We start from the raw sequence: 23,811 nt of genomic DNA on the forward strand, positions 1-23,811 counted from the left end.
GCACTCAGCACTCAGCACTCAGCACTCTTTCCCCCACTCAGCACTCAGCACTCAGCACTCTTTCCCCCACTCAGCACTCAGCACTGCTTAGTCTACTTCCTCATTAATCGGGAAGCGATTAATCAGCGCGATCGCCTCGCGGGCATTATCTTTAATTTGTCGGTTTAAACGCGGGACATGGGGAAGTTGCGAGAGAAAGTCCAACGTTCGCCGCAACAGACGCACCACATCTCCCTCATCTAGGCTGGTGTTCTCGCATAACTGAGTCCACTCAATTCCTAATGCCCATTGCTCCACAATGGCAATTAATTCATATTCCAGCCACACCGGAAGAACCACGTCATGGCGGCGCTGGCGTTGAATCAATGGACGCCGCAGTTCGCGCTGTAATGCAGCCAGGGCTTCAATAACGGGGGAAGAGGTTTCAAAATTTACCCAACTATCGGGGCGGGGTTCTTCTGTCACCAGGGCTGCACAGGCTGCGGCGAGCATGGGGGGGGTTAGATGTTCAAATTCCTCGGACATTAATGCCAAGCCTAACCATAGCTCATTATCGCCTCGGATGGCAGCGGCCGCTTGACCGATGGGGGTGGGAAGCAGTTCGTCAGATAGGGCTTCAAATTCTTGCAGGACGTAGATTAAATTGAGGAACTCTTCCCAATGTCGCGATTGTAGCCGTTCTAGCTTGGAGGTGCGATCGCGCAATTCCCGTTCAATTTCACTCACCCTCGCAGTACGCTTGAGTAAGGCAGAGCGATCGCGCAATTGATGGATCGGATGCGCGGCGATCGCCCCTTGAACTTCTGTCACCCGTTCGAGTTGGGCTTGTACCTCTGGAGCCATTTCAATCGAAGGCGGATGGGGAATTTGTTGGGCTACGCGTAAGGTTTCCTCCGAGCCGCTGCGAGATTGACCCAATTTTAGGGGCATTTCCGGTGGGGGTGACAGGCGATCGACTGCTCGCAGGCGGGGAACCTCGCCATGTAGCGCCGCCACATCGGAAACGCTTGCCACATACCAGCGATTATCTTGTCCCAAACATAATAGATAGGGAAAATGACCGCTTCCAGGAATTTTATCTACCAGTACCGATAGTAAGGGTGAGGCAACGGGGACGTATTTACCCTTGATACTCAAAACGGTTCCATTCACCGCAAAGTCTAAAGCAGCAGCCATTTCTTTGGCTTGCACTTCATGGGCTTGCTGTTGCAGGGTTTTCAGCAGGCGCTTTTCTTCTTTGAGGCGTTGCGTCAGTTTCTCATAGCTGGTGATTTGGCGGTTTAGATTTTCTGGATCGCCGTAGGCTGCTATTTGCTCCTGAAGTTGTTTGAGAGTGCCTTGCAAGCGATAAATTTCTTCTTGCTGTGGCTGCAAGGAGAGGTTGGCTAAATATTGCCCAAAGCTGCGTTCTACTAGCTCTTTGGCTTCTTCTAAGGAGTGGGTTTGCAGCAAGTTCAGCACCATCCCGTAACTGGGGGCGAACTGGCTGACGAGGGGATCGGCTCCTGATGTAGCTAAATAGGCGGCTTCCTTTGAGCCTTCAAAGGGGGTTTGCACTGTCACCACGTACCCCAGTTCATCCATCCCCCGTCGCCCCGCTCGGCCGGAAATTTGCAGGAATTCTGAGGGGTTCAACAGGCGATGACCGCGATCGGTACGTTTCGATAGGCTAGAAATGACAGTGGTGCGGGCGGGCATATTAATCCCGGCGGCGAGGGTTTCTGTGGCAAAAACCACTTTAATTAAGCCTTCTTGGAAGAGTTCTTCAATCAAGCCTTTCCAAGTGGGTAATAATCCGGCATGGTGAGCCGCAATACCGCGTTTGAGCGCGTCTACTTGTCCCATCCGCCCCACTTCAGGATAGCGGGAGAGAAATTGCTGGATGCGATCGCGCAGAGTTTCTTCTTCTTCTGGGGTTAACAGGGTGAGCATACTCGCCTGTTCGACGGCGCGATCGCAGCCTCGCCGACTGAAGATAAAGTAAATTGCTGGGAGCATATCCCGCTCGTGCAGCGCATTGATAATTGTAGGTAGGGTGGGAATGGCGCTTGGATCGAGACGGGCTTTCGGGTTTTTGTGATTTTTTTGAGTGGCTTTGGCTAAACGCGGGTTGATTTTGGTTTGGGCGTTATTGAGTAGGGGAAAAATGCCCTTAATATTGCAAAAGTAATACTCTAGGGGAACGGGTCGATAGGTGGAATAGATCAGTTCGCACTGTCCGTGAACTTGGTTGATCCAGTCGGTGAGTTGTTGGGAGTTAGCAATGGTTGCGGAGAGGGCTACCAGTTGAATTTCAGGCGGACAATAAATAATTGATTCTTCCCAAACCGTACCGCGCTGGCGATCGTTCATGTAGTGGCACTCGTCGAGAACTACGGCTTCAACGCCGACTAAGGACGTACCAATTTCGCCGATGGGGGTGCCATACAGCATATTACGGAAGATTTCCGTCGTCATCACCAAGACGGGGGCTTCGCGGTTAATCGAAACATCGCCGGTAATTAAACCGACGTTCTCTGCGCCAAATTGCTGGCGAAAGTCGCGGAGTTTTTGGTTAGAAAGGGCTTTGAGGGGGGTGGTATAGAAAACGCGCCGCCCTTGGGCTAAGGCTCGCCAAATGGCATATTCCCCAATCAGCGTTTTACCCGAACCCGTAGGGGCGCAAACGACTACAGATTTGCCGCCATTCAAAGCCGCGATCGCTTCTAATTGAAACGCATCGAGGGGGAACGGGAATAATTTTTGAAGATCGAGTTCTGAAGAAGTTGGGGAAATATTCACGCTCGGACTCGTTAACGCCCTAAATAATGACTCAGTTGGATTTAACCTCTACTAGGTTAACGCTCTCACCGTTGCGATTTGACTGTTTGCTCCAGTAGAGAGCGGCTGCTCATTATCAGCTTATCGCTGTTCTGAGGAATTGGGAGCTAACCATAAGCGCAGATTTGGCAAACCATTAAAAAAATTCATCAAAAATTTCACGCAAACCCCTCTAGCGTTTTGATCCCCTTTTGTTTAGTATTAGTTTAGGGAAAATTGAATAAGCATAGAGCATTATCTATGCTTCAGCAAAGCCCTCCCAATGGTTTGAGTTAAACAAAATAGCGATCGCCCCCAGTTCTGGCTATCCAGAATTTAGATGGCGATTAGACATTCGGCTTCCGCAACCGGAAGTCCGTTTTCGGTCATCATTTAACGCGGTATAACATCAATGCAAATCACTAACCGAATTCATTTTAGAAATTTATACGGGGATATTTCCGGAGGCGTCACCGCCGCAATTGTCTCCCTGCCACTTGCCCTAGCCTTCGGCGTGGCGTCGGGTGCAGGACCAGCCGCAGGTCTATATGGGGCAGTCTGTGTCGGCTTTTTTGCCGCTTTATTCGGAGGGACGCCTACCCTAATTTCCGAACCCACTGGCCCGATGACGGTGATTTTTACCGCCGTTATTGCCACCTTAACCGCTAGCAACCCCGAAAACGGAATGGCGATCGCCTTCACCGTCGTCATGCTCGCCGGTGTCTTTCAAATCGCCTTTGGATTTCTCCGCTTAGGGAAATACATCACCTTAATGCCCTACAGCGTCATTTCCGGCTTCATGTCTGGGATTGGGGTGATTTTAATTATTTTGCAAATTCCCCCCCTGATTGGTCACGCTACCCCGCGTGGAGGCGTGATTGGTGCCCTGCAAGGTCTGCCTCAACTCGTCTCAAACCTCGATCCGGTAGAAACCGCCCTGGGTGCGATCGCGCTGGCTTTGCTGTTCCTGATTCCCTCTAAACTGAAGCGCTACTTACCCCCCCAACTCGTCGCCCTCATTGTCGGTACGGTTGTTTCCCTGACGCTGTTTGGCGATGCGGATATCCGCCGGATCGGTGCGATTCCAATGGGTTTACCAGAGCTAAGAATGCCTGCTTTTGAACCCAGTTTAATGGTGACGATGCTGATTGATGGGGCAATGTTGGGGATGCTCGGTTGTATCGACTCCCTGCTCACTTCCGTGATTGCCGATAGCTTAACCCGGACTCAGCATAACTCCGATAAAGAACTGATTGGTCAAGGGATTGGCAACCTAATTTCCGGTATTTGTGGGGGCTTACCCGGTGCGGGTGCCACGATGGGAACCGTCGTTAATATTCAAACTGGAGCAACAACTGCCGTATCCGGTTTAACGCGTGCCTTAATTTTAATGGTGGTTGTCCTCTGGGCTGCCCCGTTAACCGCTGATATTCCGATGGCAGTTTTAGCGGGTATTGCCCTCAAAGTGGGGATTGATATTTTAGATTGGAGTTTCCTCAAACGGGCGCATCAGGTTTCCCTCAAAGGTACCCTGATCATGTATGGGGTAATGCTCTTAACCGTATTTGTCGATTTGATTGTGGCGGTTGGAGTTGGCGTGTTTATTGCCAATATCTTAACGATCGAACGCCTGTCTCGCCTGCAATCTCAAGAAGTCAAAACCATTAGCGATAATGACGATGACATTTTAATGGACGAGCAAGAGAAAGCCTTAATGAATCAGGCAAATGGACGCGTTTTGGTATTCTACCTCAGCGGACCGATGCTGTTTGGTGTAGCTAAGGCGATCGCCAGAGAGCATTCTGCAATGCGCCAAGCCGATGTATTAATTGTCGATCTCAGCGATGTTCCCTTTATCGGCGTAACGGCTTCTCTGGCGGTTGAAAACGTCGTCAAGGATGCTCTCGATCAACGCTTGAAAGTCTATGTCGTCGGCGCTACAGGTCAAACCTTAAAACGTCTAGAAAAGATTAAACTGGTAGAACTCGTTGGTGCAGATTCGTTTAAACAACATCGGATCGAAGCCTTACAAGAAGCGGTCGATCGCTTAGAACCAATGGGGAATGTCGATCCGCTGCCTAACATCACCTATTCCTAAAACCAGAAGCGCGCAAACTTCAACGCCAGTCCGATCGGTTTTTGAGAGCGTAGCCCCTGTTATAGCGTTTTTTGATTGGATGAGATCCGGCACGATCCCCCTAAATTCCCCTTAGTAAGGGGGACTTTGAAGAAAGTGTACTTCACGAACCTGAAAAATGCTGCAAATACTCAGGCTACCTCTCCCTATCCCCAAGCGCGCGCGAATTGCGGGCGAGTTGAAAAGTATCCAGAACAACTTCAAAAGATTGAGGGCAACAGTAAGGTAAACACAGCAAAAGGAGAACATTCGCGCAGATCGCTTGCAGGATAAAATTACCCTTGTTGAAAGATTTTTAGCATTTTTGAGCTGGAATTTCGTTTAAATAGCATTATTCCTTTACGTCACTGGGTCATTGCAATGTTAGAAGGGTGTGTATTTGCAACGGTATTATGTGGATTTCTCGGAACTATCTTTAAGAAAAATTTGTTGATGAAGATCGTTTCAATGGATGTTATGAGTACAGGCGTCATTGCCTACTACGTCGTGGTAGCGGCACGCGGAGGCGTGTTTACCCCCATTCTTACAGACGGGGAAATAACCGGAAACTATGCCGATCCAGTTCCCCAAGCCGTGATCTTAACTGCCATTGTGATTGGTTTTTCCATTCAAGCCTTAATGTTGGTGGGAGTGATGAAACTCGCCCGCAATAACCCTACCTTAGAAACCCACGAAATCGAACAGAATAACACGCCATGAACACCCTCACCATTGCTTGGATTGCCCTGCCATTAATTGTAGGGTTCGTGGGCTATTTATTCCCCAGGGTGATGCGCTACCTCTCATTAGGGGCTGCGATCGCCTCGGCTGGCTATGCAGCGTTCGGATTTACCCAACCCTCCTTTACCCTAGAACTCCTCGACAGCTTCGGCATTAGTTTACAAGTCGATTCGCTGAGTTGCTTTTTTATTCTCACCAATGCCCTAGTCACAACGGCGGTTATTCTTTATTGTTGGCAAACCAGCAAAACCCCTTTCTTTTACTTACAGACCATCATCTTGCATGGCAGCGTTAACACCGTTTTTATCTGTGCAGATTTTATGAGTGTGTACGTTGCCTTAGAGGTGATTGGGATTGCGGCATTTTTGTTAGTTGCCTACCCCAGAAGCGATCGCGCCATCTGGGTGGGGTTGCGCTACCTCTTTACCAGCAACATTGCCATGCTGTTTTATCTGGTGGGTACCATTTTGGTATACCAGTCGCATCACTCCTTCGCCTTTACAGGTTTGCGGGGGCCCTCCAGAAGCGATCGCCCTGATTTTTTTGGGACTCTTAAGTAAAGGGGGCATTTTTGTCTCCGGCTTATGGTTGCCCCTCACCCACGCTGAATCAGAAACTCCCGTTTCTGCCTTACTCTCCGGGGTTGTGATCAAAACAGGGGCTTTCCCTCTACTGCGTTGCGCCTTAATGGTAGAAGAAGTCGCCCCCATCGTCACCCTGTTTGGCATTGCTACAGCTTTGTTAGGGGTGTGCTATGCCCTGTTTGAACAAGATAGCAAGCGCGTTCTCGCCTCTAGTAGCATTTCTCAACTCGGCTGGATTATGGTTGCGCCCGCAGCAGGCGGCTTTTACGCCCTAGCGCACGGACTTGCCAAAGCCGCCCTGTTTCTCACCGCCGGGAACTTACCGAGTCGCAACCTCAAAGAGTTGGAACAAAAACCCATTAATACCAAACTCTGGCTGGTTTTGGTGATGGGTAGCCTTTCCATGTCAGGCTTTCCTCTCTTTATTGGATTTAGCGCCAAAATATTGACCTTAAAAAGCCTGACCTTCTGGCCCACCCTGGCGATGAATATTGCCGCCATTGGAACCGCAATATTATATGCCAAATTTCTATTTTTACCGCATCAACCCCAAGATCCCAAAGACCCCTCCCCCGTCAAGTTGGGTTATTGGCTAGCAACCGGCTTGTTAATTGCTGGATTGTTCATCGGTAACGGGTTCTATTACCAAGCTTATACCCTGGAAAATATCGTTAAAGTTTTAGCAATTATTGGGGTTGGCTGGTTAATCCATCGCGTGCTGATTCAACGCTTTGCGTTCAAAATTCCCCTCATCCTAGAAGAATTCGATCACATCATTGGGGTAATGAGTCTCATGTTGGTTCTACTGTTTTGGATGGTGCTGGCATGATTTGGAGATTTCGATATCGTCTTGCAGAATAACGCGCTATGAACACTCTAACGATTGCCTGGATTGCCTCGCCCGTTATTGCAGGGTTCGTGGGTTATTTGTTTCCCAAGATCGCCCGCTACCTCTCATTAGGAGTTGCGATCGCCTCTGTGGGTTATGCATTCTTCATGTTTGCCCAGCCTCCCTTAACTCTAAGACTCCTCGATAGCTTTGGCGTTAGTCTACAGGTCGATTCGCTGAGTTGTTTTTTTATTCTCACCAATGCCCTAGTCACAACGGCCATTCTTCTCTATTGTTGGCAAACCCAAAAAACGGCTTTCTTCTACATGCAAGCCCTGATCTTGCATGGCAGCGTTAACGCCGTCTTTATCTGTGCAGATTTGCTGAGTCTGTACGTGGCTTCAGAGGTGATTGGGATTGCCGCATTTCTGTTAGTGGCCTACCCCAGAAGCGATCGCGCCATCTGGTTGGGATTGCGCTATCTGTTTACCGGCAATATCGCCATGCTGTTTTATCTGGTGGGTGTGATTTTGCTGTATCAGGTGCAGCAATCCTTTGCCTTTACAGGTTTGCAGGGGGCCCCTCCAGAAGCGATCGCCCTAATTTTTCTGGGACTCTTAAGTAAAGGGGGCGTCTTGGTGACGGGTTTACTGCACGCTGAAGCAGAACCCCCCGTTTCTGCCTTACTCTCTGGAGTAGTTATCAAAGCAGGCACGTTCCCTCTCCTGCGTTTCGCCCTCATGCTAGAAGAACTTGCCCCGATTGTCACCTTCTTGGGCGTCGCAACGGCTTTATTTGGAGTTAGCTATGCCCTTTTTGAACAAGATAGCAGACGCCTGCTTGCCGCTAGTACCATTTCTCAACTCGGCTGGATTATGGTCGTTCCCGCCGCAGGCGGCTTTTACGCCCTAGCGCATGGTTTAGCCAAAGCTGCACTCTTCCTCACCGTTGGTTGCTTACCCAGTTATAACCTCAAGGAGTTAGCCCAAAACCCCATCAACACCAAACTCTGGATTGTTTTATCGATCGGTAGCTTGTCCATTTCCGGCTTTCCCCTATTGATTGGATCTAGCGCCAAACTATTGACCTTAGAAAACCTCACTTTCTGGCCAAGTCTCGCCATGAATATTGCAGCAACTGGAACCGCGATCTTGTATGCCAAATTGATATTTTTACCCCATCAACCGGAAGAACCCCAAACTTCCCCCCGCGTCACCTGGTTTTTTTGGGCCGCAATCAGCCTCTTAATCGCTGGGTTGTTCTTAGGTAACGCCGTCTCCTACCAAGCTTATACCCTTGAAAATATCATGAAAGTCCTGGCAATCATTGGTGTTGGCTGGTTAATCCATTACGCGATCGCTCAACGCATTGCTTTTAAAATCCCCCGAATTCTAGAACAACTCGATCACCTCGTTGGGGTCATGAGTCTCCTGTTAGTTGTCCTGTTTTGGATGGTGTTGGCATGATTGGATATCTCAATATCATCTTGCGGTTAACCATCTGGTTTTTGCTGACCGGCAATTTCAGCATCGCCAACATTATTATCGGCGTTTGCGTCGCCCTGCTGCTACCGCGCAGCTATACCGCCCCCGGCGCATTACAAGATTGGCTGCGGGTTCTGTGGGAAGTGATTGTGGCAATTCCCCAAGCGTATCTAGAAGCGTTTGAAATCATCTTTCGCCCCCATAACCAAGAAGAAGTAGTCATAGAACAGGTTAAGCCACGGCGATCGCCCGGACTCATCTTTCTAGACATCTTCTTGATCACCTTTACCCCCAAAACCATTGTTTTGAAATATCACGAACAGGGCTGGTATGAAGTCCACCGGGTACAGCGGAGGAAGAGAACGTGAACGGATTACTCATCGCAATGATTTTAGCCTTACTCATTCCCATGTACGAAGCATGGCGCGATGGGGATATCTGGCAAAAAATGCTGGCCTTTGCCAGTATTGCCACCAAAACATCCGTCATGATTTTGGTCGTTTCTGTCCAGCGCGACGACTTAATGTTGGGAACCGTTGGCGTTATTATTCTCAGCGTCGGAAATGCTGGATTAATGTTACTCGCTCATGTCCTTAAACGCTTAGGTCAATATGATTAACATCCTCAGTTACTTCTGTATCATCCTTGGCATTCTCTTTTGGTTTTGGGGAACCTTCCCCTTATTGGGAAAGCGATCGGTTTTATTCAAACTGCACAGCCTTTCTGTAGCCGATACCCTCGGATCGATGAGCATTATTTTTGGTTTGCTGCTCAAGATTCCAAGCGAATGGTCTTTACTGATTTTGGCGCTGATTTCCCTGGCGATTTGGAATACCGTCCTGGGGTATGTGCTGGCGTATTGTTCGAGTAGTGGAAGGAATGATGAACGATAGTTATATCTATATCATTGTGGCTTTGCTGCCCATATCCTCCTTCATCCTGACGATTCAAGTTAACCCCTACAACGCCTTGGTGATTCGCGGTATCCTGGGGGGCGTTGCAGCCTTGGTTTATGCCGTTTTAGGGGCTGCGGATGTGGCGCTAACAGAGGCGCTAGTGGGCACTCTGCTAGCCGTGACACTGTTTGTCATTGCCGTGCGTTCGTCGCTGGTGATGCGCTTGGGCATCCTTAAAGATTATGTAGCAGAAGCAGAAGGGGAATCGGAAAAAGTGACCGATACGGGCTATACCCAACCCAGTCAAAGCCCCTTAACCGAACTGATTGCAGAGTTTAGAGGCGTTGCTCGCAAATACCATTTAAGGTTGGAACTGGTTCCTTACCCCGATCCGCAATCCTTGGATCGGGCATTGCTAGAAAAGGAAATTCATGCCACTTGTCTGGGTCAAGGGTCTGGGGAAGAAGCACAATTCTATCAGACAACCACTCGCATCCGCCGCCTGTACGATATTTTTCAAACCGAACTCTCGTTACCTGCGAGTCATCTCACCTATGTGTCGGTACCTGATGAGCCTGCCTTAAAGTCTGGGGAGAAACATTAAATGAAATGGCTTTATATCGCTGCCAGTATAGCAGTCTTTCTCAAGTTTATGATTATGCCGAACCTAGCGGCAGAGGTGGCGGATCTCGAAATTGTGGAAATGGTGGTGAAAGAGAGTGGCGTTCCCAATGCGGTTTCGGGGATTATTTTTAGAAATCGGCTATACGACACCATTTTTGAAGTGATCGTTTTTACGATCGCAATTATGGGAGCGCAATATCTGTTAGCCAACGAACAGCCGTTTCACCGCATCTATCAGTTTACCGATCAACCTTCGATTGTCCTTGCCCGTTTGGGGGCAACTATTGCGGCGATTGTTGGGGTGGAACTGGCGATTCGCGGCCACCTGAGTCCGGGTGGCGGGTTTGCGGCGGGAGTCGCGGGCGGAACGGCGATTGGTTTGGTGGCGATTACTTCCTCTTCGGAGTGGATGGCGGCGATTTATCAACGCTGGCGGGCGGCGATTTGGGAAAAAGTGTCTGTCTTGATTTTTGTGGTGCTGTCGGTATTGACTTTGGTCGGTTTTGAACTACCGCATGGCGAGTTGGGGGCGCTGGTGAGTGGTGGGGTGATGCCGCTTTTGAATATTTTGGTGGCGATTAAGGTTGCTTTGGGTTCTTGGGCGGCTATTCTGATCTTTATTCGCTATCGCGGTTTGTTGTAATTCAGTGGATGCTATTTTTAGTGAAGTTTCTCCAGTAACGCTTCAAGACGATCCGGCGATGTTGGATGAGGCGATCGCCATCTACCTCGAAGCGTTTCCCCCGAACGAACGCCACCCGGAATCTCTCATTCGCGATCGCGTTCTCAGCGGTCGCGAACGGTTAATTGTGGGAGAGTTAGAATCTCAGGTTGCGTTTATGGCGCTGATCTGGCCGTTAAGCGGACAGCCGTTTGGCTTGCTAGACTACGCCGCCGCCCGTCAAGATTGTCGCGGGCTAGGTTTGGGGACGGCGTTTATGGACTTTCTGCGCCAATACTGCCAGCAGCGGGGCGAATATTTACTCTTAGAAGTAGAAGATCCCAAATTAGCAGTGGATGAGCGCGATCGCCATGTGCGCCTGCGTCGGATTGAGTTCTATCGACGATCGGGGGGCAGCCTCTTGGAGAATGTGCCCTATATCTTACCGCCTCTCCAGGAGTCTACCCCAACGCCAATGGTGTTGATGCTGTTTCCGAGCGATCGCGCCCAACCCCCAAGTGCAGGCTTAGTCCGCGAGTTAATCCAGCAAATCTACTGGGAACTCTGCCAGCGCGATCCCTGCGATCCTTACCTCAACTCATTTCTAGACCAAATTGTCGATCCCATTGTCCAAACCTAAAGCTTTTTCATCACTTCGGGTAACAACTCTGACGGGAGGTGAGAGAGGGCCTGATTTTGTCCAGCAATTCCCCCCTGTTGATACAGCGCTTTGATCGCTTGCAAAATATAACTCAAGGCTGATTTTCTCAGTTCTGCTTGTTGCGTCCAACCCTGCCAAGCAATGACGTGATGGTTTAAGGCCGATTCGAGATATTCCAAACTTTTTTCTAAAACCTGGGAAAGGACGGGCGCGAGAGACTGAACGTCAGTAGAGGCTAATGTGGCTTTAATTTTGCCATCCGTCGCGAGCTGAAAATAAGCGAGTCCGAGGTTGTTATGGGTGGCGAAAAAGTCGAAACTTAGGGGAACTGGGGGTTGTTGCTGCTTGAGGGTGTTGGCCGCTTCCAAGGCGGCGTGATAGGCTTCAACGCACAACAGCAAATCTTCAGCCCGTTTCAAGATAGGGGTGGCTTTGTGGTTGGCTAAATGCCAATAGGCCGTTCCTAAATTATTTTGGGTGGCGGCGTAGGCAGTCGCAGAAACGGAGAAGGTGCGATACTGTAAAGCTTCGCGATAGGACCAAATCGCCATTTGCAGGTAATCGGGCGATCGCTCGTACTGGGCCAAATTCCAGAAGGCGGTTCCCAGGTTATTCTGAATCATGCCATAACTCAGGGTCTCCCGGTCTGGGGTGTAATACTTTAAGGCTTGTTGATAGGCGGCGATCGCGCTTTTCAAGTTAGCATCGGGGTTTTGCTGCTGTGCCAAGTTCCAGTAAGCGGTTCCCAGGTTATTTTGAGTTGAGGCATATTGCTTAAAGGCGTCTAGCTGTTCTGTGCAGTTACGCTGGAGCGAATCGCGCACAGCCTCTTGATAAGCTGCGATCGCATTTTGCAAATTCAACACCGGATCGCGATAGCGGGCCAAATCCGCATAAACAGCGCCTAAATTATTTTGCAGGCGGCTGTAGGTTTGACCTGTCATCGTCAGGGTGAGAGCCAGTTGATAGAGGCTGAGTGCTTGTTCGAGATAGATTTGCGCCTGTTCTGGGGGAGAGGGTTGGCGAGAAAACAACCAGTAAAGATTTCCCAGATCGTTGAGGATATCGGGAACTTGCGGCGAAGTTTCCTCTAAAGCTCTAAGCGCTTGTTCGTAGGCTTGAATGGCTGCACTCAGATTTTGCGGGGTGACATCGCCTGCGACAATGCGATCGCGGTAGCTATTCCCCAAAGTTAAATAGCGTTCCACGGGTGCTAGCGATCCAACCGCCTCCACGGGTGGTTCGCGCTGGGGTTGGGGGGGCGGCGCTACCACTGCAACAGCCGACTTTGTGGGTTTTTCCATTTCCCCATTTCCCCATCCCCCCAATTCCGGTACTGTTGTGGCATCAACTTCATCAGAAATGGGCGTGGGATCGCCAGCAAATTCAAAGATCCCGGTATGACATCGCCAGAAGTCTGGCGCAGATTGTTGAATGGAGGTAAACCAAGGACGCGGCAGCCAGAGCAGTAAACTAGAGTCCAAACTCTCTAAGTTTTTTGCCATCTGCTGTAAATGATGCAAAAATAGGCGCTGCAAACTCGGCGACTGACGAGTAAGCTTTTCAATCCCTAAAATCTGGAAGCCGGGAATGGGGGTAAGATGGGGATGCTGTGCCAGCCATTGACGAATTTGAGCGGCAATATTGGGATCGCTTAAGTTGAGATGCAAGCTCACCAAACGGGGATGCGTTTGGCTTAAGGGGAGTGTGGCAACGGCGGAGGCTGTCTTAGAGGCAGCAGGAAGGGTTGAAAGAGTGGAGTTCGGCGAAGTCGCGCCAGTCAGTTCCGCTTGAAGTTGAGCCGCAATCTGGTTTTTAAAGGTCAGATCGTCGCAGACTGCGAAAAAGATTTGACGGCGCAAGTCCAGACTCAGCGCCACTTTTAAGCGCTCGTAAATAGGACAGTTGATGCTTGAAACATTAGATTCTGCCACGATCGACTCTTCAGTAAGATATGCGTGTGTTGGGAATGTGCCTAGGGGTAAGCCGAGGAGATCTGTCAATCTCCCCATTGAGTTTCCTGAAAAGCGAGTGCTGCTACACCCTGTTGATTGTTAGAAGATTTTTTCTATCCTATTCTTCGGTCTATTCCCCACTTAGTCAGGATGAACCGCCGAAATTTCTATCTAAAGTTAGGCAATAAAGGGACTGATAAGAAAATTGGGCTTCTAGCTAGAGAAACCCAAGGGATGTTTTAATAAATTTTGTTTATTAAAGAGTTCTTTTAACTAAGACCAGAAACAGAGAAGGCTACAAAAACTAAACCTCCGACAAGAACAACAGCACCCAGTCCCATGACGATGTATTTTTGCTGTTGGTTTTTCGTGGGAGGCGTCGCGCGATACATTTTCGGTTCTACTGCGTAGTTGTTTAACCGACCGCCTTCTTCGTTGATATAGGGCATGAAAAAAATCCTCTAATTTTGTTACTTTTGCGTTAAATCTAGGCTTGCAGCAAATAAACTCGCGGCTTCAGTGGCTTGCAGATTTAAGTATTTTATGAACGAACCTCTAAAACCCCAGAAATTCTCATGACTGGTGGAGGTTGGAATCGTTCTCACTTGCAGACTAGGTGCAAGGGTTGCAAATTGGCACGATGATTTAGCTCGACCAGAAACTATCGAACAGCGAGAAAGACCAATTCTTCACTACTATAGCAGTTCTTTAAGTTTCATAGTCTTTCTTTAAGTTTTGTTTGACATTTGGGTCATCGATCCCCTCAGATTCAGGGCGAATCTTTGGGGATCGCTTAAAAAAACCGTGCAAAGTTCTCAGCCCACCGCAGACCGTTTGCTTGGCACGATTGCAGTTAGACGTTAATCAGACCCGTTAAAGGAGAACTGGCGGTGGCGTAAGCCTTGGCGGGAATTCGACCCGATAGATGGGCTAAACGTCCGGCTTGGGTTGCCAGTCCCATTGCTTGGGCCATTGCCACTGGATTTTTAGCAAGGGCGATCGCGCTATTAATTAACAGAGCATCAGCCCCCATTTCCATTGCTAACGTGGCTTCTGAGGGCGCGCCAATTCCAGCATCGACCACCACAGGAATCCCAGAATTTTCGATAATAATCTGGATATTGGCTGCATTCCGCAACCCTTGACCCGACCCAATAGGCGAACCTAAAGGCATGACGGTGACGCATCCAGCTTCTTCTAAATGCTTGGCCAACAGGGGATCGGCATTAATATACGGCAATACCGCAAACCCTTCTTTAACGAGCTGTTCGGCTGCTTGTAGGGTGCCAATGGGATCGGGAAGCAAATACTTGGGATCGGGGATCACTTCCAATTTGACAAAGTTGTTGTCTTCCTGACCGAGCAGCTTTGCCATTTCCCGACCTAAACGGGCCACGCGGATCGCCTCCTCTGCGGTTTGGCATCCGGCCGTATTAGGTAACATCCAAATTTTGCCCCAATCAATCGCTTCGGCCAATCCCTCATGACCGGGGGCTTGGGTTTGAACGCGACGCACCGCCACCGTGACAATTTCGCAACCACTCGCGGCAATACTGCGCTGCATTACTTCTAAACTGGGGTATTTGCCAGTTCCCGTCATCAGGCGCGAGTTGAACGTTTTTCCGGCGATCGTGAATGGGCGATCGCTCATTGCTGAAACAGAAGAATCTAAAGTTTGCATCGGTAACTTAGGGAACAATACTGGCTTTTACTTTCAGCATAACGGCTGCTCAAGTTGAATTTTCCCCCGATCGCGCGAACGAGCGCCCAAAGTTTAAAGTTTTTTTGAGTTTCAGCAAACACTGACCGGATCGGATTGCCAGAGTCTCTTTGCCCAGGGATACTAGACAATACCCGGCGCTACCCCAGTTGGCGATGATGCAAGTCTTTTCCATCGCACTCTCTAGAATTGAATGAGAGCGATCGCCTCTAGACAATCTCGATTCTCAACAACCGCAACGCCATCTCGAACCGAGGGATTGCTCGGCTTGCTCAACTTATCACGCTCGAACCTTTTTATGGACGTAGACCTAGCGAACTCCATCACCATTTACGACACCACGCTCCGCGACGGCGCGCAACGCGAAGGCTTGTCCCTCTCCCTAGAAGACAAAATTCGCATCGCCAGAGCCTTAGACCAACTCGGAGTTCCCTTTATTGAAGGCGGTTGGCCCGGTGCCAATCCCAAAGACGTACAATTTTTCTGGCAACTGCAAGAAAACCCGCTCAACCATGCGGAAGTCGTCGCCTTTTGCTCCACGCGCCGCCCCCACAGCACCGCAGCAGAAGATTCCATGTTACAAGCCATCCTTGCGGCAGGAACCCGCTGGGTGACGCTATTTGGCAAATCCTGGGATCTGCACGTCACTGAAGGGCTAAAAACCAGCCTGGAAGAGAACTTAGCGATGATTCAGGACACCATTGAATTCTTACGCGCTTCCGGTCGCCGCGTCATTTACGATGCCGAGCATTGGTTTGACGGTTACAAACAAAATCCCGAATATGCCCTGCAAACCCTACTGGCGGCTTGCAGAGCGGGCGCAGAATGGCTTGTTTTTTGCGATACCAATGGCGGGACTTTACCTCACGAAATTGCTCAGATTGTACGGGAGGCGATCGCAGCCATCCATCCGATAGAACCCCAAGCGCAATTCGGCATCCATACCCACAATGACTCGGATACGGCTGTCGCCAACGCCCTAGCCGCCGTGCAAGCCGGGGTAACAATGGTGCAAGGAACCATTAACGGTTATGGCGAACGGTGCGGAAACGCCAATCTCTGCTCGCTCATTCCCAATTTGCAACTGAAATTGGGCTACCCGTGCATCAGCGACGAACAAATCTTACACCTCTCTCAAACCAGCCGCTTTGTCAGCGAAGTTGTGAACTTGGCCCCCGACGAACACGCCCCCTTCGTTGGTCGTTCCGCCTTTGCTCACAAAGGGGGGATTCATGTCTCGGCGGTAGAACGCAACCCCTTAACCTACGAGCATATTCAACCGGAACAAGTAGGGAACCGCCGCCGCATCGTGATTTCCGACCAAGCTGGGTTAAGCAATGTCCTGGCAAAAGCCCGCACCTTTGGCATCGACCTAGACCGCCAAGATCCCGTCTGTCGGGAGATTCTGCAACGCCTCAAGGAGTTAGAAAGCCAAGGCTACCAGTTTGAAGCGGCGGAGGCAAGTTTTGATTTATTGATGCGTTCGGCCTTGGGACAGCGCCAAACTTTGTTTGAGATTCGCGGGTTTCAAGTCCATTGCAACATGATTCCCAACCCGGACAACCCCTACGCGCGACCGGATTCTCTAGCGACGGTGAAGATAACCGTAAATGGACAGGAAATTTTAGAAGCCGCCGAAGGAAATGGCCCGGTTGCAGCCCTTGATGCGGCGCTGCGAAAGGCTTTGATGAATTTCTATCCCGCGATCGCTGATTTTTATCTCACCGATTACAAGGTGCGGATTTTAGACGGTACAGCAGGAACTTCAGCCAAAACCCGCGTTTTAGTGGAATCCAGCAATGGGCTTCAGCGATGGACAACGGTAGGGGTTTCCCCCAACATTTTGGATGCTTCTTATCAGGCCGTAGTGGAAGCTTTGGAGTATGGTCTGCTAATATCAAATCAGTTACCTCTGGTTGCGAGAACTTAGAGATAAGAGGTAGTTATCTTTAAGTTCAAAGAAGCTGATATTTGAAACTCTAATTTCAAACTTTTAAGCTTCTGTGCTAACATAGGTAATTGGAAAAAGATTTGCTTCCTTACCCCGCTTTTGACCAATACACGGGAACCCAGTACAGAAACAGGAAGCAGTTGTAGAAAGACTTTAGCAAAATTCAATGATGATAAAAGGTGGTATGAGCCAGCAGGTTATTCACCCAATGGTTAAGCTGCAACGTCAAGTGCAATCGCTCGTTGACTCGAAAGCGATTAAGCCCAATGACAGTATTTGGAAGATTGCACTCCTCTATGGCGATGATTGGCCCCGTTGGAAACAAGAATTACTCGCTTACGAATTTACAATGCAAGACCCCGTAGGTGACTTACTCGCTGTTGAAGCGTGGGATGACGAATAAGCGTTAAGACGGTTAAATTTTTTACCTCGCTTTCTCTAGGCAATCTGCAAGCGCCAGTGCGAGTTGATGGGCGCTCTGATAGCGATCCTTCGCTCTCGGCTCTGTCACTCGTTCGATTGTCGCTCGTAAAGCAGGAGTAAGGGTTGGTAAATCCTCCAATTGCAGGCGGTAGAACTGCCCTTGCTTGCGATAAAACTGACCGGGTTGCTGACCCGTTAACAAAAACACCAAAGTCGGACCAATTGCATACAAGTCAGATTGAGGCACCGGGCGTCCGAGGTCTTGTTCTGGAGCGCTATACCCTTCTGCACCAATACGGGTTCCGGGTGGCGTCCCCATTTCCTTCACCGCGCCGAAATCAATCACCATAATCTGGCGCTTCTCGTCGGAGGATGCTGACGCAGAGACTTGTCGCGAGTTGCGATGGCGTAACAACAAATTGGCTGGCTTAATATCCCGGTGGATTACGGGGTAGCGCTGGGTATGGAGGTATTGCAAAACCTCGCAAGTTTGAATCGCCCATTCAATGCCTTGGGCGAGCGTGCAAGGGCCATTCTGATAAACCCATCGTTCCAAATCTTGACCGTGGATTAACTCCATTGCCAGATAGCGCTTGCCGTTTTCTTCAAAAAAGTCATAAAACGTGGGAATGCCGGGGTGATTGAGCGCCCTCAGCGTTCTGGCTTCCCGTTCAAATAACTCCCTGGCTTTGGCAATTTGGGCCATATCAGTGTTTAATTCCTTCAGCACCAGCAAAGCCGAATCGGGTCGATCTGAAGCTTGTGCGCCAACTTGGGAATTCCACGCCAGATAAGTGGTTCCCATCCCCCCGCGTCCAAGCGCCCGCAAGATGTAGTATTGGCGAACTATTTTTTCGTACTTCAGCAGTTGGCCGCAATAGATACAGAACAAGTTTTCCGGTGCATTCCCTTGATGGGTGCAACTCAAACCAGAGGCGAGTCCAGGCGGACTTGCAGAAGCTTGACCCGCTTCAAACTTAAGAATTGGGCCGCCGAGCGCCAACTGAATCAACGCATTATCCTCAATGGCAGCTTGAGAAACCAAAACGCCATTGAGGAGCGTGCCGTTTTTGCCTAAATTGATTAATTGCCATCGCTGCCAACTAGAAGTCTCATCAACATTCAACTCCAGATGGTAGCGAGACACTAAATTATGAGTGACGACCACATCATTATCGGGGGCGCGACCAATGCGAATTCGCGATCGCGATTCAAAGCTCCAAAACTGCACAATTTGAGTTTCGGTGCTATCCAACAGGGAAAGCTTGACCATTGCCGTACGCAGCTAGTCTTTAAGATTGTCTAAATTCGGTCGCACTTTAGCCCGGATTAACACCACCGTAATATTATCGTGACCGTTGTACTGGTTGGCTAACTCAATTAAATCGCTTGCCCCCTTTTCCAAACTCGCTCTAGAACTCAGTAAAGGAGCAAGGTGCGTTGAGTAATTCTTTTCTAACAAATCGTTATCCGTCATCCCATCCGAACTTAAGACCAACAGCACATCCTCATTCAACTCCATAAATTGAACGTCCGGTTTGACAAACTCATCGCTGCGAGGCCCCAAGGCTTGCGTGAGTTGGTACGCATCCGGACGGGTATACGCTAAATTTGGGTCAACCCCCCGTTGAATTTCGCGCTGGCCGACATCGTGGTCTTGGGTGACGGGAATTAACCCCTGTTTGCGAGTTGCCATATACAGGCGGCTATCCCCAACATGGCTGACAACCACATTGGTATCTTGCACCAAGACGAGAACCAGAGTCGTTCCCATCCGACCGCTACCCGTGCGGGACTGTTGCTGGTTGACCTCATAAATTGCATTGTTGGCGAGTCGAACGGCTTCGCGCACCGACTCCTCGCTGGGCAAACAGTCCTGATAGTGGGGATTATCGAACCACTGGGTTTGAAAATACCGCCTTAAGGTATCAACGGCTAAAGCGCTAGCAACCTCGCCGCCAGCATGACCGCCCATGCCATCGCAAAGAATATATAATCCCTTTGCATACAGCGTTCGTCCCGTTTTGGTTTCAACGCGCTCTATTTTCGTTTGGATGCAAAAGGCGTCTTCATTATGATTGCGCTGCGTCCCCGTGTCTGTGAAGCCCGCATTGTCCAAGCTGAACAGTTGCATGGGCAAAACCACGGTCGGCTGGTCGTCTAAAACATCGCTCTTTGGCTCTGGCATAAAGCTAGAAGTCTGGAAGCGGGTGGGGGCAGAGGCGGGCATATTTGAGGCGATGGGCGAAACTAGACCCATCTGAGCGGCTTCTAGATCGGGTACGGTATTGGCATCAGGTACGGTGGCCGGTTGCAGATCGTCCTCGTCTTCTAGGTCTGGGGGAGAAATTTCGGGTTCTCTGGTGAGTTCTTCGGCGATCGCTCTTAACTTAGCTTGCAGAGCTTCCAAATCCTCAATTTCCCCATCCTGTAACTGTTGCAGCAATAGCACCAGGGAACCAATATAGGTTTGTTGAGATTGTTCAAATAGCTCTTTCCAGAGTCGCCCCAAATCTTGCAAGCTCAGGGGTGTATGCAAAGATTCGATATAGAGGCGTTGCAAGCCAATGACTTGATCCTCATCAACGCGCAAATTGTCTTGAATTAACAAACTTTGCCGACAATGCAGCGGTTCTAAACTCTCCCAAAGCTTCACCATCTCGAAGAGTAAAAAGACAATTTGCTGCGGTGAAAGTTGTTCTTCGCGCCATAAATCTACCAACATCGGCCAGTTGGAACGGTCTTCGAGTAAAAGAACGGCGCGGTTATCCTGAACCCAAGCATCGCAAATTTCGGGTAAGGTTTGACCGAGTTCGGGCTGTAACTCTAGATAGAGTTCTGCCATTGGCGGAATTAGGGGCGCATTTTCCGAGAAAGCTTGACCTTGAATGGCTTCGAGCAGAGAAATCTGCAACGGACGACAATCTAAGACACGGCCCTGAAATTCGCTTTGCGTGCGATCGCACTCTTCTAAAGAGTCCAGCAGTAGATAGCGCTGCTGCAAGTCCAAATACTCTGAAGGGAGGGGATGAGAGGAGAGGGGAGGAACGGGGATCGGGGTTGCTGTGGCTCCTTCAGCAGAGGCGGGAGTGGATTTAAGTTCGGCTTGGGAAGGCATTGACCACAGCGGCATTGTCGCTTCTTCGTCCGCTTCCTCATTGCTAACCGGGGGGATATAAGGATGTCCGGATGGGCCGGTCAGGGTGACAATGGCTCGCAATACGGTTCCGGTTAAAGCCCCACATTGGGGACAGTTTATGGCGTCATAAGTCACTTGAGCGCCACAAGCATAGCAAGGTTTATAGGTTAAGGAAGTACCGCAACTTTGGCAAAACTTGTTGGCGTCAGAATTCTCAAATTGACATTGGGGACAAATCAGCATGGGTTTTCTTCCTCAACTGTCAAGAAATACGGGGCATTTGTCGCGATCGCGCGGGCGTTGGCATTGGTTAGGCAGAGCGTGCTTTTTTAGAGATAGCACGATTCTTGATTGGGTGAACAGGGCAGGGTTGGGTTAAGTGGATGGGTCAATTTGGAATAAAAAGCTGACTTTATCGCCTTTGCCTAAAGAGATGCGATCGCCAGGGCGCAAACGATAGCGATCGCCGGTTCGCAAGGGTAAATTATTGACATACGTGCCATTGGTGCTACCAATATCTTCTAAAAAATAAATGCCGCCCTCTACGCGCAGATCGGCATGAATCCGGGAAACTACGTCTGCATCGGGCAGGTTCGAGACATCAACATCGGGGGGAATGCGATCGTTGGGCTTGCCAATATGAATAACGCTTAAGTGAGGGGGTAACTCAATTTTAGTGTTGGTTTGGATATGCAGCAGCCGAGCGCAGAAAGTCTGCAACTGGGTGGGCGCATTGAGGGGGGGGCGAGCGGCTGCTCCGGGGGCGTTAAGGGCTGTTGCTGGTAATTCGGTACCCAGACTAGCCGGATCGACAGCAGGCATGGCTGAGGGCGAATTAATAAAGGTTGGTGGCACATTTTGAGCGATCGCGATCTCAGGCGCGACCGGGGAGCCACATTGACCGCAAAATTCAGCTCCCCCGGAAACGCTTGCCCCGCATTGAGGACAAGGCACCATTTCTGGAAGGGGTGTATAGCACGCCTCGCAATGGCTAGCCGTATCGGGGTTAGGATGCGCGCAGTTGGGGCAGGTAATCATGGCGATGGATAAATGACAATTGAGCCAAGAGAACAACCACGTTGCTCTATCAGAATACTAAGAGCGATCTTTAGCTCATCGGAGTGTTTGTGCGAAATTTTACGGGATTCAGCGAGATTTGCTCAATAATTCTCGACAAAATGACGCTGGGTTCCAGGTTTTCTGGATTTCAAGTAGATCGAGGAGAATTGTAAGGGTTAGCGACAGGCGCGATCGCATCTCTAGAGAAAGATTTTAGGATCGCTTTCACCCGATTAGGGGTAAGTTGAGGTCATCAGGTGTGCAACAAATTTAACAGCGATTAAAATTAGTTCAATTCTCTCATCAACAAAACGTTGCCAACTCCCCTAAACTCTCTCAAAATGTACTGGCAGCAGACGGAACGCGAGCGACTCATGCTGAAGATGCAGCAACGCATCTGTCAGTCGCTCGATCTTGAGGAAACTCTCCAAATGACGGTTCAAGACGTGCGGGAATTTCTCCAGACCGATCGCGTGGCGATTTATCGCTTTGAATCGGATGGACAAGGGATGCTGGCAGCCAAATCGCTGGCATCGGGATGGGAGTTACCGGAAACCGAGGCAAGCTTGTTCCAAAAGTACGTTCAGCCCTATCAAAATTCTGGCTTGGAAGCCCTCATTGAAAGCGGCGAAAGCGTTTTAGTCGAACCGTCTGAAGAACTGCTGGCTCAGTTACAAATTCAGGCGCATCTGGCTATCCCTATTTTCCGAGGGAAACAGCTTTGGGGGCTGTTGATCGCTCATCATTGTCGCTCGCCTCGGCAATGGCAGCAACCGGAAATTGATTTACTTGCGGCGCTAGCGATGCAGTTGGCGATCGCCATTCAACAGTCGGAACTCTACCAGCAAGTTCAACAACTCAACAGCCAATTGGAGGCTCAGGTTCAAGAACGGACGGCTCAACTGCAAAAGGCCTTAGAATTTGAGGCAATGCTCAAGCTGATTACCGATAAAGTCCGCGATAGCTTGCTTGATGAAACTCAAATTTGGCAAACTGCGGTGCGCGAGCTAACCCAGGTTTTAAATCTTAAGGGCTGTAATGCGGCGCTATACGATTTGGAACAGGGGACTTCTACAGTTTGTTCGGAATTCGTGAAAACTGATGAAAATAAGAAGATTCCACCCATTTACGGACGCGTGCAGGAGTTAGGCAAGTTTCCCGAACTCTATTGTCAGTTGCTCCAAGGTGAGTATTTTCAATTTTGCTCGTTGCTGATTAATGAGGATCGCGGTCCAGTCTCGATGCTGGTTTGTCCCATTTTTGACGATCGAGGCGTCTTAGGCGATTTGTGGCTGGTAAACGATGCGGCTTATGAGTTTAGCGAACGGGAAATTCGCTTGGTGCAGCAGGTCGCAACTCAATGCGCGATCGCCATTCGTCAAGCGCGTCTCTTTCAAGCATCAGTGGCTCAAGTGGAAGAATTAGCCCGCATTAATCGACTTAAGGATGATTTTCTAAGCGCGGTTCCCCACGAACTCAGAACGCCTGTCACCAATATGAAAATGGCAATTCATAACCTATCGACGATGGCGTTGTCTAACTTAATCGTCAGTACCAACGAACAAAATCAAAAGCGCATTGCTCACTACCTGCAAATTCTTCAGTATGAGTGCGAGCGGGAAATTAGCTTAATTAATGACCTTTTGGATCTCCAACGGCTCGATACTCGCGATCAACCCCTAAGCCTAGAACCCATCAACCTCAGCGAGTTTCTCCCCCAAGTCATCAAACCGTTTCAGGTGAGGGCTAATAATCGCCAGCAAAGCTTACAACTTGAGATGCCGCTCGATCTGCCGATCCTCTGTTCTAATGCTCCAGGTTTAGAACGTATCTTAGCGGAATTACTCAATAATGCGTGCAAATATACGCCACCCGGAGAGCAAATTATCGTAGCCGTTAGCGTGCAATCGAGCAATCTGCTATTCCAAATTGTGAATACAGGCGTGGAGATTGCCCCCAGCGAGCGATCGCGCATTTTTGATAAATTCTACCGGATTCCCCGCGCTGACCCCTGGAAACAAGGCGGGACTGGACTGGGACTGGCTTTAGTGAAAAAGCTAACCGAACATTTAGGCGGTTTAATTGAAGTGGGCAGTAGCAATGGTAAAACCTGTTTTAGCGTCTTCTTACCATTGCATTCTGAACTGAACTCAACAGTCGGATGAGGAG

19 protein-coding genes and 1 pseudogene are annotated in these 23,811 nt (G+C 49.7%); 13 read left to right on the plus strand and 7 right to left on the minus strand.

Annotation, left to right across the window (positions count from 1 at the left end):
• Positions 1 to 87: 87 nt before the first annotated feature.
• A complete protein-coding gene (locus tag QQ055_RS04045; RefSeq protein WP_286004264.1) occupies positions 88 to 2,781 on the minus strand; it encodes a DEAD/DEAH box helicase in 2,694 nt (897 codons plus the stop codon).
• A gap of 430 nt (positions 2,782 to 3,211) precedes the next feature.
• Here QQ055_RS04045 and bicA point away from each other — a divergent pair, with 430 nt between their 5' ends.
• The 10 genes and pseudogenes from bicA to QQ055_RS04095 all read left to right on the plus strand — a co-directional run bounded on the left by bicA (position 3,212) and on the right by QQ055_RS04095 (position 11,374).
• Entirely contained in the window at positions 3,212 to 4,897 is a 1,686-nt protein-coding gene (bicA, locus tag QQ055_RS04050) for a bicarbonate transporter BicA (protein WP_286004265.1), read from the plus strand.
• A gap of 399 nt (positions 4,898 to 5,296) precedes the next feature.
• Complete coding sequence (locus QQ055_RS04055; RefSeq protein ID WP_069966054.1) at positions 5,297 to 5,635, plus strand: NADH-quinone oxidoreductase subunit K; 339 nt, start codon at positions 5,297 to 5,299, stop codon at positions 5,633 to 5,635.
• Positions 5,632 to 7,069: pseudogene (locus QQ055_RS04060) on the plus strand (cation:proton antiporter). The gene QQ055_RS04055 and the pseudogene QQ055_RS04060 overlap by 4 nt, the downstream one beginning before the upstream one ends.
• Before the next feature lie 38 nt (positions 7,070 to 7,107).
• A complete protein-coding gene (locus tag QQ055_RS04065; protein WP_286004266.1) occupies positions 7,108 to 8,535 on the plus strand; it encodes a cation:proton antiporter in 1,428 nt (475 codons plus the stop codon).
• The gene (locus tag QQ055_RS04070; protein WP_069966057.1) at positions 8,532 to 8,921 is read left to right on the plus strand and encodes a Na+/H+ antiporter subunit E; all 390 of its coding nucleotides are present in this window, start codon (positions 8,532 to 8,534) and stop codon (positions 8,919 to 8,921) included. Before QQ055_RS04065 ends, QQ055_RS04070 begins: the two co-directional genes overlap by 4 nt.
• A complete protein-coding gene (locus tag QQ055_RS04075; protein WP_069966058.1) occupies positions 8,918 to 9,172 on the plus strand; it encodes a hypothetical protein in 255 nt (84 codons plus the stop codon). The genes QQ055_RS04070 and QQ055_RS04075 overlap by 4 nt, the downstream gene beginning before the upstream one ends.
• Positions 9,165 to 9,446 carry a monovalent cation/H(+) antiporter subunit G gene (locus QQ055_RS04080; protein ID WP_069966059.1) on the plus strand — a complete coding sequence of 94 codons (282 nt, stop codon included), beginning with the start codon at positions 9,165 to 9,167 and terminating at the stop codon, positions 9,444 to 9,446. Before QQ055_RS04075 ends, QQ055_RS04080 begins: the two co-directional genes overlap by 8 nt.
• The gene (locus tag QQ055_RS04085; protein ID WP_283357304.1) at positions 9,436 to 10,053 is read left to right on the plus strand and encodes a DUF4040 domain-containing protein; all 618 of its coding nucleotides are present in this window, start codon (positions 9,436 to 9,438) and stop codon (positions 10,051 to 10,053) included. Before QQ055_RS04080 ends, QQ055_RS04085 begins: the two co-directional genes overlap by 11 nt.
• Complete coding sequence (locus QQ055_RS04090) at positions 10,054 to 10,716, plus strand: Na(+)/H(+) antiporter subunit B (RefSeq protein WP_069966061.1); 663 nt, start codon at positions 10,054 to 10,056, stop codon at positions 10,714 to 10,716.
• Between the two features lie 4 nt (positions 10,717 to 10,720).
• Positions 10,721 to 11,374 (plus strand): GNAT family N-acetyltransferase, encoded by a 654-nt coding sequence (locus QQ055_RS04095; protein ID WP_286004267.1) that lies wholly within the window; start codon positions 10,721 to 10,723, stop codon positions 11,372 to 11,374.
• Here the strand turns inward: QQ055_RS04095 and QQ055_RS04100 are convergent.
• The 3 genes from QQ055_RS04100 to QQ055_RS04110 form a co-directional block, all read right to left on the minus strand.
• On the minus strand, positions 11,371 to 13,407 hold the full coding sequence (locus tag QQ055_RS04100; RefSeq protein ID WP_286004268.1) for a tetratricopeptide repeat protein: 2,037 nt from the start codon (positions 13,405 to 13,407) through the stop codon (positions 11,371 to 11,373). The two genes, QQ055_RS04095 and QQ055_RS04100, sit on opposite strands and share 4 nt — an antisense overlap.
• A gap of 212 nt (positions 13,408 to 13,619) precedes the next feature.
• Positions 13,620 to 13,799 carry a photosystem II assembly protein Psb34 gene (gene psb34, locus QQ055_RS04105; protein ID WP_069966063.1) on the minus strand — a complete coding sequence of 60 codons (180 nt, stop codon included), beginning with the start codon at positions 13,797 to 13,799 and terminating at the stop codon, positions 13,620 to 13,622.
• 404 nt (positions 13,800 to 14,203) lie between these two features.
• The gene (locus tag QQ055_RS04110) at positions 14,204 to 15,031 is read right to left on the minus strand and encodes a thiazole synthase (RefSeq protein WP_283357291.1); all 828 of its coding nucleotides are present in this window, start codon (positions 15,029 to 15,031) and stop codon (positions 14,204 to 14,206) included.
• A 337-nt stretch (positions 15,032 to 15,368) separates the two neighbouring features.
• Between QQ055_RS04110 and cimA the strand changes: the two genes are divergently transcribed.
• Both cimA and QQ055_RS04120 read left to right on the plus strand, forming a co-directional pair.
• Complete coding sequence (gene cimA, locus QQ055_RS04115) at positions 15,369 to 17,000, plus strand: citramalate synthase (protein WP_286004269.1); 1,632 nt, start codon at positions 15,369 to 15,371, stop codon at positions 16,998 to 17,000.
• Positions 17,001 to 17,205: 205 nt separating this feature from the next.
• A complete protein-coding gene (locus QQ055_RS04120) occupies positions 17,206 to 17,424 on the plus strand; it encodes a DUF4327 family protein (RefSeq protein WP_069966066.1) in 219 nt (72 codons plus the stop codon).
• Between the two features lie 21 nt (positions 17,425 to 17,445).
• On the opposite strand, the gene QQ055_RS04125 is transcribed toward QQ055_RS04120, so the two are convergent.
• The 3 genes from QQ055_RS04125 to QQ055_RS04135 all read right to left on the minus strand — a co-directional run bounded on the left by QQ055_RS04125 (position 17,446) and on the right by QQ055_RS04135 (position 21,621).
• Positions 17,446 to 18,717, minus strand: a complete 1,272-nt coding sequence (locus QQ055_RS04125) for an FHA domain-containing serine/threonine-protein kinase (RefSeq protein WP_069966067.1) — start codon at positions 18,715 to 18,717, stop codon at positions 17,446 to 17,448.
• Between the two features lie 12 nt (positions 18,718 to 18,729).
• A complete protein-coding gene (locus QQ055_RS04130) occupies positions 18,730 to 20,826 on the minus strand; it encodes a serine/threonine phosphatase (RefSeq protein WP_283357289.1) in 2,097 nt (698 codons plus the stop codon).
• 132 nt (positions 20,827 to 20,958) lie between these two features.
• Positions 20,959 to 21,621 carry a double zinc ribbon and FHA domain-containing protein gene (locus QQ055_RS04135; protein WP_285965461.1) on the minus strand — a complete coding sequence of 221 codons (663 nt, stop codon included), beginning with the start codon at positions 21,619 to 21,621 and terminating at the stop codon, positions 20,959 to 20,961.
• Positions 21,622 to 21,956: 335 nt separating this feature from the next.
• Here QQ055_RS04135 and QQ055_RS04140 point away from each other — a divergent pair, with 335 nt between their 5' ends.
• Positions 21,957 to 23,807: a sensor histidine kinase gene (locus QQ055_RS04140; RefSeq protein WP_286004270.1), complete on the plus strand. Its 1,851-nt coding sequence runs from the start codon at positions 21,957 to 21,959 to the stop codon at positions 23,805 to 23,807.
• Positions 23,808 to 23,811 lie beyond the last annotated feature (4 nt).

Source organism: Geitlerinema calcuttense NRMC-F 0142 (genome assembly GCF_030285425.1).